At 66.8% G+C, this 13,888-nt stretch carries 6 protein-coding genes; 1 reads left to right on the top strand and 5 read right to left on the bottom strand.

The window, feature by feature from the left end; genetic code table 11:
• Positions 1-25: 25 nt before the first annotated feature.
• From QHF83_RS13055 to QHF83_RS13035, 5 genes are all read right to left on the bottom strand, one after another.
• A complete protein-coding gene (locus QHF83_RS13055; RefSeq protein WP_282418131.1) occupies positions 26-898 on the bottom strand; it encodes a 50S ribosomal protein L11 methyltransferase in 873 nt (290 codons plus the stop codon).
• Between the two features lie 8 nt (positions 899-906).
• Positions 907-2,394 (bottom strand): FAD-dependent oxidoreductase, encoded by a 1,488-nt coding sequence (locus QHF83_RS13050; RefSeq protein WP_282418130.1) that lies wholly within the window; start codon positions 2,392-2,394, stop codon positions 907-909.
• Positions 2,395-2,425: 31 nt separating this feature from the next.
• Positions 2,426-4,240: an AarF/UbiB family protein gene (locus QHF83_RS13045; RefSeq protein ID WP_282418129.1), complete on the bottom strand. Its 1,815-nt coding sequence runs from the start codon at positions 4,238-4,240 to the stop codon at positions 2,426-2,428.
• A 94-nt stretch (positions 4,241-4,334) separates the two neighbouring features.
• Complete coding sequence (locus tag QHF83_RS13040; protein WP_281311116.1) at positions 4,335-4,625, bottom strand: hypothetical protein; 291 nt, start codon at positions 4,623-4,625, stop codon at positions 4,335-4,337.
• 48 nt (positions 4,626-4,673) lie between these two features.
• Positions 4,674-4,991 carry a hypothetical protein gene (locus QHF83_RS13035; protein ID WP_282418128.1) on the bottom strand — a complete coding sequence of 106 codons (318 nt, stop codon included), beginning with the start codon at positions 4,989-4,991 and terminating at the stop codon, positions 4,674-4,676.
• Between the two features lie 772 nt (positions 4,992-5,763).
• Between QHF83_RS13035 and QHF83_RS13030 the strand changes: the two genes are divergently transcribed.
• Positions 5,764-13,872, top strand: a complete 8,109-nt coding sequence (locus QHF83_RS13030; protein WP_282418127.1) for a type I polyketide synthase — start codon at positions 5,764-5,766, stop codon at positions 13,870-13,872.
• Positions 13,873-13,888 lie beyond the last annotated feature (16 nt).

The raw sequence follows: 13,888 nt of genomic DNA, 5'->3' as shown, positions 1-13,888 counted from the left end.
TCTTCGGCTCTGCCGGGGGGCTTCGTCACGGTCCACTTGCTCGTAGCATGATTTCTTCAGCGGGAAGGTCCCAGTAATCTGCGTAGGTCTTTTTCGATGTTTCGACCTTCAAGCTCTTCTGACCCAGGTCGTAGTGTATCATGCAGAGGTGCACGTGCGCTGCGCCGGTACGCCGGGCCATCTCGCGTAAGGCATCGACCTGCTCGACGGTGCCCATGTTCTTGCCGGCGAGGCGATCCATGATCGCGTCGAACGTCATCGTGAAGGGGTTCTGGACGATGCGCGTCGAGCCACGCAGGTGTTTCTGGACGAGATCGATGAGGAACGTTGGCGACTCCGCGTTGCCGGGCGCCGCCGTCACGATCTGCGCATAGCCCTCGTCCGTGAGGTGCGCGTCGAGGCCCACGAAGAGCTTCTCCAGAAAGTCGAGACCGTACGGTCCCGCCGCCGAGTGATGGAAGTATTGCATGCCTGGCGGCGTTGGCTCGAACGGCGGGTTCGACATGACGTAATCGAAGCGCCTGCCCGCGAGGGGCAGAAAGAGCTCGGCATTGCCGTCGACGATGGAGATCCTGTCCGCGACGCCGTTCAGCATCGCGTTGAAACCAGCAAAGATCTTCGCCCGCGGATTGATCTCGAGCGCCGTCACGTACCTCGCGCCTGCGCGCGCCGCCCCGATCGAGAGCACACCCGAGCCGAGCCCGATCTCGAGAACCTCGGCGCCTCGAATCCGCTCATGCGCAAGCTCGTCGAGGAAGAATTGCTGTTCAGCGAAGAGGGGAAAGACCTGATCGATGGCTGGATAATCCAGCCTGTCCGTGACGACGTAGAGGCCGTCGATCCGATTCACGCGTTTGTCGGCGAGCGCCACACGCAGGCTGGAGTCGAGCCCGTTCATGCTGGGAATCAACCCGATTTCGCGGGTGCGGGGATGGCGCCGCTCTCGCGCAGGATCGCCGCTACCTCGGAGGCGACTCGCTCCCCGGCGCGAACCGCGCCTTCCATGAATCCATCGAACTCGGCGGACGTATCCGAGCCGCCCCAATGAATGCGGCCAACGGGCTGGCGCAGGGCGGGACCGTATTTGCTGAGGACGCCAGGCCCGAGCGGCGACGCGCACCCGGTCGACCATTCTTCGGTGAGCCAATCCATTTCTACGAAGTTGATGGCGTCGATGGCCTCTTCTCCGAAGAAACTCACGAGGGACTGGGTGACGACTTCCTTGCGGTCGTTCACGGTGGCGGGTAGCTCCTCACCTGCGCCGAAGGCCACGAGGACGCCTGGCGTGCCGGCCGCTGGCGTGCTGTCGAAGATGAAGTCCACCACGATGCCATCTCCGACCGCCGTGCCGTTGAGCCTGCTATTGCGCCAGAATGGCGTCTTGTACACGATGTGCGCCTTGTAATCCGGCGAGCCCGTCCAGTTTGCGATGAGCCCCGCCTTGAGCTCGGGCAGCTCGGGCTCGAACTCGATGCGTCGAGCGTCCGCTGGCATCATGGCCACGATCACGCGACCGCACTCGATCGACAGGCGCTCGGTTTCGACGCGCACCGGGCCCGCCGGATCATCCACGATGCGCGTCACGGGGGAAGCGAGCAACACCCGGTCTCCGAGCGCCTGCGCCATCTTCACCGAGAGCATCTGCGAGCCGCCGCTGAACGAGACATCCTGGCTGTCCGAGATGGCCATCAAGCGTTCGAGCCCGCCGACGGATTTGACGGCAGCGACGAACCGCAAGAGCGAGATGTCGTGTGGCTGGCAGCCGAACGTCCAGTCGATGGCGAGATCGATGTCGCGCCTTCCCCAGACGGTCGACGAGTTGTCCGTGAGCCAGTGGGCCATCGAGACTTCATCGTACTCGGCCGCGCGTGGCGCGTCCCACGGCGCGCCCACCGGGAGCTCGGCCGCCATCCCCTCGAGTTTGTCCCGTAGCTGCCTGAGCTCGCGCGCCTCGGCGCGCGAGAAGAGCCGGCCCGTCCCGGCCACGCGGATGCCGTCGAAGAGGAACACGGGGTTTCCCTTGGACTCCGCCGCGTCCACGGTGCCGACGCCGAGCTCCTCCGCGAGCGCCAGGATGCGTGTGTGCTTCGGGCTGACCCAGGTCCCTCCGCCGTCGACCATCACGCCTTCGCTGACCTCCTGGCTGACGGTCAAACCTCCGACCCGATTTCGAGCTTCGAGCACGACGACGGAGCCGACGCCTGCCTTCAGCAGTTCCCGCGCAGCGACGAGCCCTGACAAACCGGCGCCGACCACGACGACGTCCGCCGTCCTCTTCTCGAGCGGTGCGGACCGACCGCAACCACTGCGTCCGCAGCCGAGGAGAAGGCCGCCGCCAAGACCGGCTGCGCCGCGGAGGAAGGCTCTTCGCGTGAGGGGTGGACGTAACCTCATGCGCCGCTGCACGTCACGCCTCGCTTTCCCATCAAACCCACGGGTTCGTCCCCGTCCCCTTGACCCCGAGGAGCTTCACGAGCTTCGCGATGCTTCGCAACAAGTAGAGCGACAGGATGATGATGAGGATCCACACGCCGGGCGCGAATTGCGGCATTGATCCGAAGACATCCCGTACCGGAAGCGCCGAGACGGCCTTCTTGCCCAAGCCGTGTTGCTTCGTCACGTACTTCGCGACGATGAACACCGTCGCGATGAGACCGACGTTCAAGAGTGTGGTGAACAGAGCCTTGCCGACCGCGGCGGCCTTCGAGAGCTGCGCCTGAAAGCTCATCGCGCGCTTGCGGATGAGCTCGCCCTGGAAGATGAGGTTTTCGCCGATGTTCGCGGGGAGGCGCATCAGATCGTTGATGGACCCGGCCAGCGCTTGCCTGCTTTGATTCGACGCCATGAATTTGAGCATGTACTGCTGCTCGCGCGCGAAATGCTTCCGCGCGAGCTTGAACCAGTCGGCGTCGGGGATGAGGTACTTGAGGGACGCATCGAGCGCGGCGCCGCTGCGCATGACGCGCAGAGAGGTCCAGATGGGCGGCAATTGATACCTGCCGAAGATCGCGGTCAACCTCGAGACCCCTCCCAGCAACGAGCGCTGCTCGTAGGGGATGCCTTTGACGTCCGAGATGGCCTCCCAGGTCTCCAGCTCCCTCACGACCTCCTTGCGCATCGCCTCGATGTCGATGTTCGGGATGCCCGCGAGCATCGTCAGATAAATGTCCACGTACTTCGAGAAATCCCGCGCGGCGAGGGTCCTGAGCGAGAGCACGTACTTCGAGAGCCAGCCCTTGTCGAGGACGGCGATGGAGCCGAAATCGATGAGCGCGATCCGGTTGTTCCGCAACATCATGATGTTGCCCGGATGAAGATCGCCGTGGGACAGGTTGTCGGTGAGGAGCTGCTTCAGGTAGCTGAGGTAGAGTCGCGCGCCCAGCTTCTTGGGATTGATGTTGTTTTCTTTGCGCCACCTCTTGGCTCTCTTCGGATCGTTGACGAGAGCCTCGATGTAATCGGACATGAGCACGCCGTCGACGAACTCCATCACCAGGACGCGCTTCGTGCAGTATTGCGAGAACGCCTTCGGGGCGTAGACCTTGGTTTGCCGCAGGGTGCGCCGCATTCGGCGCATCGCGCCGGCCTCCATGCGGTAATCGAGCTCGTCCGCGAGCGTACCCTCGAGCTTCTGGTACATCTCGTCGAGGTTCATCCACGACAAGGAGGGGACCCAGCGAAGCAAGCTCAGGTATCCCGCGATGATGGCGAGGTCCCTCCTGAGCGAGTCTGCGATGGAAGGCCGCTGGACCTTGATCGCCACCTTGGTATTCGTCTCCCGCAGGCGCGCGATGTGGACCTGGCCGATCGAAGCCGCGGCGAGGGGGACGACGTCGAACTCCCGGAACACCTCGTCGACGGGGCGCCCGAGCTCTTCTTCGATGATCTTGCGCGCGACGGCGCCGGAAAACCCGGTCGCTCGATCATGCAGCTTGGACAGCTCGTCGCAGAACACCTTCGGAAAGATGTCCCTGCGCATCGCCATGATCTGAGCAGCCTTGACCCAGAGGCCGCCCAGCCGCTCCATGTCCGTTCGGACCATGACGGCGAGGCGGAGCGGCGTATACTTGCCGCCGGGGCCATGCGGAGCCCGAAGCCGCGCCATCAGCCTGTGCCAGATCACCTTCCAGACCATCAACATGGTGAAGCCGAGGCGCCATGAAAGTACCGGCTCGAGCGGACGCCTCGTAACACCCTTGCGTACGACGAGGGGAGTTGGAATGAGCTTCTTCTTCAGCATGGTGATATGGCAGTAGGAACGTCGCCGAGCTCGGAGACGGACGGGAGCTGATCCGAGAATCGATCAGCCCCCGGCCCTCATGTGAAATCGATGTTCAACCGAGTCCCCACATCTTGCCGATCTTCGCGCGCTTCTTCTCGCGAACGATGATCACGACCGGCTGGGCATCGGAGGGGATCGCCTTGGCCGCCCTCCCGTCATCGAGGACCTCCATGATGCGATCCATCAGCCGGTTCGGCTTGCCCTTGCGGAGCTTGCGAACGAGCTTTCGCTTCTTCTTCCCCAAGTCGATGATGATGGGCTCCTGCGTCGCTGCCGCAGCGGCCGCGGGAGCGGCCGCTCCCGCGGCTGCGGACGACTTCGTCGATGCTGTCTCGGTGGCCATGGTGAATCTATCGCTTTCCTCGATCGGGTCGCCCCGATCGTCTTCGAACTAGAACAACGAGCTCAACTTGAAGCTCTTCCGACCCTTCCGGCCGGCAGCGAACATGTTCTTCGACAGGTCCTTCAACCAGCCGTTCTTCTTCTTCCGGTTCGAGCGATTGTGCCGGGCGAGGTACTGATCGAGGACCGCACGATTGGCACGCGCGCTGCGCCGGGTAATCTTCTCCATGAGCCTCGAGCTCCTGGAGAGCTTCCTCCGCTTCGACTTCTTTCCCTTGATGACGATCGGGCCCGTCGAAGCCCCCGCAGCCTGCGCGGCCTGCGGAATCACGATTCGTTTGATCCCTTTGATTCTTCTGATCTCCATGCTGCCTCCGACAGGGGTACTTCTCGATTGACGAGAAGTGCCCGCCTTAGAATGATCTTCAGCAGAATCGCACCGAGGGGCGTTCGCCCCATCGGGGTGATGCGGAGCCGGCTCTTGCGAGTCGACCCCCTCCCCGCATCTATCATGCACGATGAACCGATGCTTTCCTGTTAAAAATCTCGCAGGACAACAAGTCCTACCAGTAACGGCGCGTTACGTCCAGCGCAATCCCGCGTTGGTGTGTACTGTTACGCAGTGGTGTATGCTTTGGTTATTTCGATGGCTTCAGGAAGTCGATCCGGAGGTTGAATTCTTGCTTGTGGGGGTTGAATTTCTGCTCATGCTCAGGGGTGAGACGCGAGGTCGCCGTCGCGGGGCCCGGCGCGCCGCCGGCTGACCATCCCGCGTGGAGGAGCGCGGCGAGGTGCGTCAATGAAAACCGCCGTGTCACGCACAGGTGTTCACGCATGTCAAGCTGAACGTGATGGGCATGCGTGGCGCTCGTCCGGTTACCCGCCAGGACGACATGGATGACTAGGCTCCCCCAGTCAACACGAGCTTTCTGTGCACCGAGGGGGCGTCGAAAGCCTCTTGCGCACGAGAGGCGTGAGATGCTATAGCCCGGTGCCCTTGCTCTCTATCTCTATTAGGCTTCGGAGCGGGTGAGAGTGACCGATGCCGGTGGGCCGGTCTTACATCAATCATGGATAAGGATACCGGTCTCGGTGCGAGCGTGAAAGTGTCCGCGTCCTCGAACCAAGAATCATTGTGCGTGTGGCTTCAGACGGAAGTGGGGCGATTGCTCGGCGTGTCGCCCGACTCCATTGGAAGGGAACGGCGCTTCCGCGAGCTCGGGCTCGAGTCTGCACCGTTGACCGCCCTCGTGGCTCGCCTGTCGTCGCACATTGGGCGCCCCCTCCTGCCCACGGCAGCATGGGAATATCCGACAATCGAGGCGCTGTCGCGGTATGCCGCAACGTCGTCCTCGGCGGTCGCCGTCGAGCCCGCTCGCCTGGAGGCGCAGCCCGCGGATACGCGGTCGGACCTCGCCGAGCCCATTGCCATCATCGGTATGGCTTGCCGTCTGCCCGGCGGCGTGTCCTCGCCGGCCGAGCTCTGGAAGCTTTTGCGGGAGGGGCGGCACGGTATCCGGGAGGTCCCGCCGGAGCGGTGGGATATCGAGGCGTTCTTCGACGAGGACCTCAAGAAGCCCGGCAAGATGAGCACGCGCTGGGGCGGCTTCGTCGACGGGGTCGATCGATTCGACGCGCCGTTCTTCAGCATTTCTCGCCGCGAAGGCGAGCACATGGATCCGCAGCAGCGCATCGTGCTGGAGATGGCCTGGGAGGCCATCGAAGACGCGCGGATGGATCCCGCCGCCTTGTGCGGGCGCGCAATCGGCGTGTTCGTCGGAGCGATGTGGAGCGATTACGCGAGGCTCACGAACGGTGATCCGGAGGTCATCGACCAGCACACCGCGACGGGGCAGGATACGTCGATCATCTCGGCTCGCGTGAGTTATGCCCTCGGGTTCGAGGGACCGAGCTTGACGGTGAACACGGCGTGCTCCTCCTCGCTCATGGCGATCCACCTCGCGTGCCAGAGCCTGCGGCTGGGCGAGTCGACGATGGCCCTCGCGGGCGGTGTCCACATCATCTCGTCGCCGCACAGCACGGTCGCGATGACGAAGCTCGGCGCGATGAACCCGGCCGGACAATGCCGTGCATTCGACGCTGCTGCCAACGGCTACGTTCGCGGAGAAGGCGGCGGGCTCCTCCTCTTGAAGCCGCTTCGCCAGGCCATCGCGGACGGCGATCCGATCTATTGCGTCATCCGCGGGAGCGCGACGAACAACGACGGGTTCTCCAACGGCCTCACGGCGCCGAACCCGAAGGCCCAGGAAGCGATGCTCCGCCGAGCGCTCCTCGAGGCGGGCGTGGACGCCGAGTCGATCGATTACATCGAGACACACGGCCCGGGCACGATCCTGGGCGATCCGATCGAGGCGGGAGCCATCGGCGCGGTCCTGGGGGCGAGCCGCCCCGCCGAGCGACCGGTCCGCATCGGGTCGATCAAGACGAACTTCGGACATCTCGAGGCTGCCGCCGGCGTCGCGGGGCTCATGAAGGTGGCGCTCTCGCTGCGCAACCGGATGTTGCCGCCGAGCCTGAACTTCGAGCGGCCGAATCCCCACATTCCCTTCGAGTCGCTCCGGGTCGCAGTGCAGACCAAGCTCGAAGCCTGGCCTCGGCACGAAGCGAATCCTCGCGCAGGCGTGAGCTCGTTCGGGTTCGGGGGGACGAACTGTCACGCCATCCTCGAAGCAGCGCCCGGGAGCAACGGTCTCCTCCTCGCGCTCGCCGCCGATGATCCGCGGTCACTCCGACGGAGCGTCCTCGACGCGCTCGATTGCGCGAGCCAGCTCGAGAGCTTCGCCGAAGCGGAGGGCCTTTGCCGTACCGTGACGGAGCGTGGTCCGCGCGGGGCCTACCGCGGGGCCGTCGCGGCGAGCTCGCGCGACGAACTCGTCACGGGTTTGTCGAGCCTGCTCTCCGGGGGGATCGGCGCGCGAGAGCCCGCGGCGCCGCGTCCGCGGCTCGTATTCGTTTGTCCTGGGCACGGTGGGCAATGGGTGGGCATGGCCCGTTCGCTCGTCGCGACGGAGCCGGTGTTCCGCGCCGAAATCGAGGCTTGCGACCGAGCACTCTCCGCGCTTCGAGGCTTCACCATCCTTGGAGAGCTCCTCGCGAACGAGACGAGCTCACGCCTCGACGCGCCGGAGGTCGTCCAGGCCGTGATGTTCGGTGTGTCCGCGGCGCTCGCTGCGCTGTGGCGCTCCTGGGGCATCGAGCCCGACGTCGTCGTGGGTCACAGCATGGGCGAGGTGACGGCTGCGTACCTGGCCGGGGCGCTCTCGCTCGATGACGCAATGCGCGTGATCGTCGAGCGCAGCCGATGGATCGGCACGGTTGCCGGGCGGGGTGGGGTGCTCTCGGTCGTCCTTCCGGCGGACCAGACGCTCGAGGCGGTCCTGAGAGACGCCGAGGGGCTCGCGCTGGCGGCCGTCAATGGTCCGCGTGCGGTCGCGCTCTCCGGGACGATCGAGGACCTCGAGCGCGCCGAGGCGCGCCTCTCTGCGCGAGGGATCCTGTGCCAGCGCGTGAAAATGGGCTTCGCGGCGCACGGCCCGCAGATGGACCCGCTGCTCGATCCGCTCCGCGCGAGCCTGCTCGGGATCAAGCCCCGCACGACGAGGGTGCGGTTCCGCTCGACCGCGCTCGATGGGTGGCTCGACGGCTCCGAGTGCTCGCCCGAATACTGGGCGAAGAACCTGAGGAGCACGGTCCTCTTCGAGAAGGCCATCGCGGCCATTGCCTCGGAAAGCCCGGCCGTCTTCCTCGAGCTCGGCCCGCACCCGGTGCTCGTCAAATCGATCGAACGGACCATTCAATCGATCGCGGCGCGCGCGTCGGCGCTACCGTCCTGCTTCCGGTACGAGGACGAGCGCGCGAGCTTGTTGAAGAGCCTCGGGGCGCTGTTCGAGGCAGGCTTCGATCCGCGCTTCCGCGAGGTTTTCCGCCATGCGCGAGGCCTCGACGCGCGAAGGCCGGAGCTCGCAGAGACGCTAGGGGCCCTACGGAATGAAGCTCTCGAGGCGCCTGCTCCGGCCGCGGCGCCGCCCGTGCCCCTCGCTCTTTCGGGCAAGACTGAGCCGGCGCTCCGCGCGCAGGCCGTGCGGCTGTTCGCGCACCTCTCGTCGTCCCCGGAGCTCGACCTCCGAGACGTGGCCCACTCCCTGGCCACGACGCGCGCGCATTTCGAGCGCCGGGCGGTGGTCGTCGCGCGCGAGCGTGAAGCGGCGCTCGCGGCGCTCCAGGCGCTGTCGAACGGGCAGCGCGTCGAGGAGGTCGTCGAGGGCCGAACGAGGCCGCTCGGAAAGATCGTCTTCGTGTTCCCGGGTCAGGGGTCGCAGTGGGCGGGGATGGCGCTCCCGCTCCTCGAGAGCTCGGCGGTCTTTCGCGCGCAGATGGAGCAGTGCGAGCGTGCCCTCGCGCCGCATACGGATTTCTCGGTCCTTGCGGTTCTCCGGTCCGAGCCAGGGGCTCCGGCGCTCGACCGGCTGGACGTGGTGCAGCCCGTCCTTTTCGCGATGATGGTGTCGCTCGCCGCGCTTTGGCGTTCGCTCGGGGTCGAGCCAGACGCCGTCGTGGGCCATAGCCAGGGGGAGATCGCGGCGGCTTACGTGTCCGGCGCGCTGTCGCTCGAGGACGCCGCGCGGGTCGTCGGACGACGCAGCCGCGCGCTCACGAGGTTCCTCGGCACCGGCGCGATGGCGACGACGGAGCTGTCGCGCGAGGAGCTCTCGCAGAGGCTCGCCCGCTTCGGTGGTCGGATCGAGGTGGCGGCCGTCAATGGGCCGAAGGCGACCTCGGTATCCGGCGATCCACAGGCCATCGAGGAGCTCGTCCGTGAGCTCTCGGACGAGCAGATCTTCGTACGAAAGCTTCATTTCAACGTAGCGACCCATTACGCGCAGATGGAGGTGATGCAGGGCGAGCTGTCGCAGATCCTCGGTGGGCTCGCTCCGAGGGCGCCGAGCGTCCCATTCTATTCGACCGTCACCGGCGATCGGCTGGATGGCCCTGCGCTCGACGAGGAATACTGGTACCACAACCTCCGGAAGATGGTCCGGTTCGCGGACGCCACGGAGCGGCTGATCGCGGACGGTCACCGCGTCTTCATCGAGGTGAATCCCCACCCGCTGCTCGCCATGCCGTTGCAGGCGAACCTCGAAGCCGCAGGCGTGTCCGGCCTGATCGTGAGCACGTTGCGGCGCGAGCATGGTTCGCTCGCGCGGGTGCTATCGTCCTGGGCCGAGCTGCACACGAGCGGCGTCGCCATCCATCATGCCAGGATGTTCCGCGGAGCGCAGCGGGCGCCGCTCCCCACGTATCCGTTCCAGCGAGAGCGATACTGGCTGGACGTGCCGAGCCCGAGGGGTACGGCGGCTCCTCGAGCGGGCGCGACCTCGGGTCACCCGCTGCTCGGGGCGCCGTTTCGAATGTCCGTGCCGAAGGGCGCGGTCTTCTGGGAGCAAGTGTTGTCGCTCGACACGCTCCCCTGGCTGCGCGACCATTGCGTGGAGGAGAGCTGCGTCTTCCCCGGCGCGGGTTACGTGGAGATGGGGCTCGCCGCGGCGAAGGAGGTGCTCCGCGATAGGGGCGTCTTGCTCGAGGAAGTCGAGCTCCGTCAGGCGCTCGTCCTGACCGACACCGCGTCGACGCTCGTCCAGATCACACTGGAGGAAGCGGGCCCGTCGAGCTTCCGACTGAGCATCGCCGAGCGGCAAAGCTCGGCGGGGCGCGAGGCGGAGCGGTGGCAAGAGCTCGTCGCGGCGCGCGTCGGGCCGGCGCCCGAAAACGAGGGTAGGAGCGAGGGTGCGCTGCGGCTCGACGAGGCGAGGGCGCGCTGCGCGCGCGAGCGATCGGTCGACGCACATTACGAGAGTTTTTCGGAGAGGGGTCATCGATATGGCCCGGCATTTCGCGGCTTGCGACGGCTCTTCTGCGACGCCGATGGCAAGCGTGCGCTCGGGCTCATCGCCCTGCCCGACGCCGCGTCGGGGGCCGACGCTTTCGTGATCCACCCCGCGCTGCTCGATGCGTGCATTCACGTGCTGTTCGCCGCCGAGCCAGCGGACGCGCACCTCCCCGCGGGCCCGCTCGTGCCCGTGAAGATCGATCGGGTGTACGGGTTTCGCGCGGCATCGAAGCTCGTGTGGTGCGAGGCGACGGTCTCCGCGCGGCGCGGGGCGCCTGGGCTCGTCGCCGATCTTTGCATCTGGGAGGAGAGCGGCGCGCTCGTCGGCCGCGTCGACGGATTGCACCTCGAGCCCCTCGGACGCGACGCGACCGCGCAGGCGGAGCCATGGTCGAAATGGCTCCTCGGCGTCGCGTGGAGGGACTTCGAGGAGCCTCCGCGGCCTCTCGCGAAGACCGCGCCGGGGCGCTGGCTCGTGCTTTCGGACCGGAGAGAATTCGCGGACAAGATCGCGGCCGAGCTTGCCTCGGCAGGCGGAGACGTGCAGGTCGTGCTCGGCCGCTCCGACGATCGCGCCGGCGGCATCGATCCGCTCGATCGCCACGCCGTGGAGCGAATGATCGCGGATTCGCTTCGCGTCCCTTCGCCGCTCCGTGGCGTGATCTGCGCGTGGGGCCTCGACGCGCCCTCGAGCGACGCGCCTCTCGCGGATCCGCTCGCCGAGGCGAGCCTGCGGGGCTTTGCCGGGGCGCTGCACGTCGCGCAGGCGCTCGGCGCGCGCCCGCTCCGGGATCCGCCCCGGCTCGTCCTCGTGACGCTGCGTTCGCAATCGGTCCACGACGCCACGCATGTTCGGCCGGAGCAGGCGCTCATGTGGGGGCTCGGCGGGACGATCCGGATGGAGCACCCGAGCCTGCGGCCCCTCCGCGTGGATATCGGAGATCCGGAGAGCCTCGTGGAGGCGCGATCGCTGGTCTTGCTTCTGCTTTCGGACACGGACGAGGATCAGGTCGCAGTGCGCGGCACCGCCCGCCACGTGGCTCGGCTCGAGCGCGCCTCCCTGCCGCAGACGAGTTCGGCGCGCGTGGAGCCTGCCGGGGATCGACCCTATCGCCTCGTGAACGACCGCCCCGGGGTGCTCGATGGGATTCACCTCGCGCCATTCGAACGTACGACGCCGGGGGAGGGAGAGGTCGAGATCGCGGTCGATGTCGCGGGGATGAATTTCCGTGACGTCCTCTCGGTGCTCGGCGAGATCCCCGCGGTGGAGGGGCGCAGGACGAACATGGGGCTCGAATGCGTCGGGAGGGTCGCGCGGCTCGGCCCGGGCGTCACGGGTCTCCGCGAAGGGCAGCGCGTGATCGCCGTGGGCTTCTCTGGGTTCGCGACGCACGTGCTTTCCTCCGCCGTATTGACGTTCCCGCTGCCCGATGACCTCGCCTCCGAGGACGCGGTGACGCTCCCCATCGCGCACCTGACGGCCTACCATTCGCTCTGCCGCGCCGCCAAGCTCCGGGCGGGCGAGCGTGTGCTCATCCATTCGGCCGCGGGCGGCGTCGGAATGGCGGCGCTCGCGTGGGCCCGTCACGTGGGCGCCCAGATCATCGCCACGGCGGGCACCGAAGAGAAGCGCGCGTGGCTGCGATCTCAGGGAGTGCAGCTCGTCACGGATTCTCGCTCGGATCGCTTCGCGGAGGACGTGCTGCGGTTCACGGGCGGCGAGGGCGTCGACGTCGTCCTCAATTCGCTGGGTGGACCCTTCCTGGAGAAGAGCCTCGATCTCTTGCGCGAGGGGGGCCGCTTCGTCGAGCTCGGCAGGCGGGACTACCAGGCGAATCATCGAATTGGCTTGAGGCCGTTTCTGAAGGGGCTCACGTTCTCGTTCGTCGATCTCGGGACGATGATCGACAGGCGCCCGGAGCTCGTTCGCGAGCTCTTCCTGGAGATCCTCGAGCACGTGAGGAGGGGCGAGATTCGGCCGCTTCCCCGCAGCACGTTCCCGCTGTCCCGCGCGCAGGAGGCATTCTGGGAGATGCGCGGCGGCAAGCACACGGGCAAGCTCGTCCTGCGGGTCGACGAACCCACGAAGCCCAGCGTGAAGGTAACGGGGGACGCGCAGGCGACGCTGTTGAAGCAGGATGCCAGCTACCTCGTCACGGGCGGCCTCGGCGGGCTCGGGATGTCGCTCGCTTCGTGGATGGCCGAACGAGGGGCGGGCCATATCGTGCTCGTCGGTCGACGCGGCCCGCAAAATGAAACGCAACGCGAGGCCATCGAAGCGATGCGGCGCCTCGGGGCCGAGGTGACGGTGGCGCAGGCCGACGTGGTCGACCGCGCGGCGCTCTCAGCCATCCTGGCGTCGCTCCCCGCCGCCTTCCCCTTGAAGGGCGTGGTGCACGCGGCCATGGTGCTCGACGACGGAATGATTCCCGATCAATCCGTCGCGCGCGCCCGCGCCGTGTTCGGCCCGAAGGTCGCCGGCGCTGTCCACCTCGACGCGCTCACGCGAGACATGAAGCTCGATTTCTTCGTGCTTTACAGCTCGGCGATGACCCTCCTCGGCAGTCCCGGGCAGGCGAATTATACCGCCGCCAATGCGTTCCTCGATGCGCTCGCGTATCATCGCCGGAGCCTCGGCTTGCCGGCATCGGCCATCGCCTGGGGGCCTTTCGCGGAGATCGGGCTCGCCGCGGCGTCCGACAACCGCGGAGCGAGGCTCGAAGGCCGCGGGCTCGGCCTCCTCGGCCCGCGCGACGGTCATGCCATCTTCGCGCGGGTCGCGGCGACCGGGCTGGCGCACGTCGCTCCGTGCCCGATCGACGTGCGCCAGTGGGCCGATTTCTATCCGACCGCGGTCGGGTGGCCTTATCTCACCTCCCTCTTCGCGGATAGCACCCACACGGACACGCGCGCCTCGGATCAGGATCTCGTCGGCTCGATCCGCGGCGCGGATCCCGAGCGGGCACGCCAGCTCGTCTGTGCCCTCGTCCTCGAGCACGTCGGGCACGTGCTCCGCATGGACCCGGCCAAGCTAGACCCGAGCACGCCCTTCCGCGCGCTCGGCGTCGATAGCCTCATCGGTCTGGAGCTCAGAAACCGGCTGGAGGCGAGCACAGGCCAATCCATGCCCGCCACGATCGTGTGGACGTATCCGACGGCGAACGCGTTGACCGAGTTCCTGTTCGGGCGGCTCCGCCCCGCTCCGGAGACGCGCCGCGAGGCGACACCCGCCGTAGAGGCGATTGCGGACAAACCCGCCGCAGCGCCTGTCCCGCTCGGGGCCATCGAGGATGCGCTCCGGCGGGAGCTCGAGGAGCTCGAGGAGGTCGTTGGTGGCTGATCAGGCTGGTCCGGGG

Source organism: Polyangium sp. 15x6, assembly GCF_029960785.1.
Lineage (GTDB): Bacteria > Myxococcota_A > Polyangia > Polyangiales > Polyangiaceae > Polyangium.
The sequence above is the reverse complement of the archived record's forward strand: the minus strand, read 5'-3'. Positions and strand labels throughout refer to the sequence as shown.

Coding starts and splice junctions, on each gene's coding strand:
- QHF83_RS13055 (WP_282418131.1), bottom strand. CDS start 898: ATGAACGGGCTCGACTCCAGCCTGCGTGTGGCGCTCGCCGACAAACGC.
- QHF83_RS13050 (WP_282418130.1), bottom strand. CDS start 2,394: ATGAGGTTACGTCCACCCCTCACGCGAAGAGCCTTCCTCCGCGGCGCA.
- QHF83_RS13045 (WP_282418129.1), bottom strand. CDS start 4,240: ATGCTGAAGAAGAAGCTCATTCCAACTCCCCTCGTCGTACGCAAGGGT.
- QHF83_RS13040 (WP_281311116.1), bottom strand. CDS start 4,625: ATGGCCACCGAGACAGCATCGACGAAGTCGTCCGCAGCCGCGGGAGCG.
- QHF83_RS13035 (WP_282418128.1), bottom strand. CDS start 4,991: ATGGAGATCAGAAGAATCAAAGGGATCAAACGAATCGTGATTCCGCAG.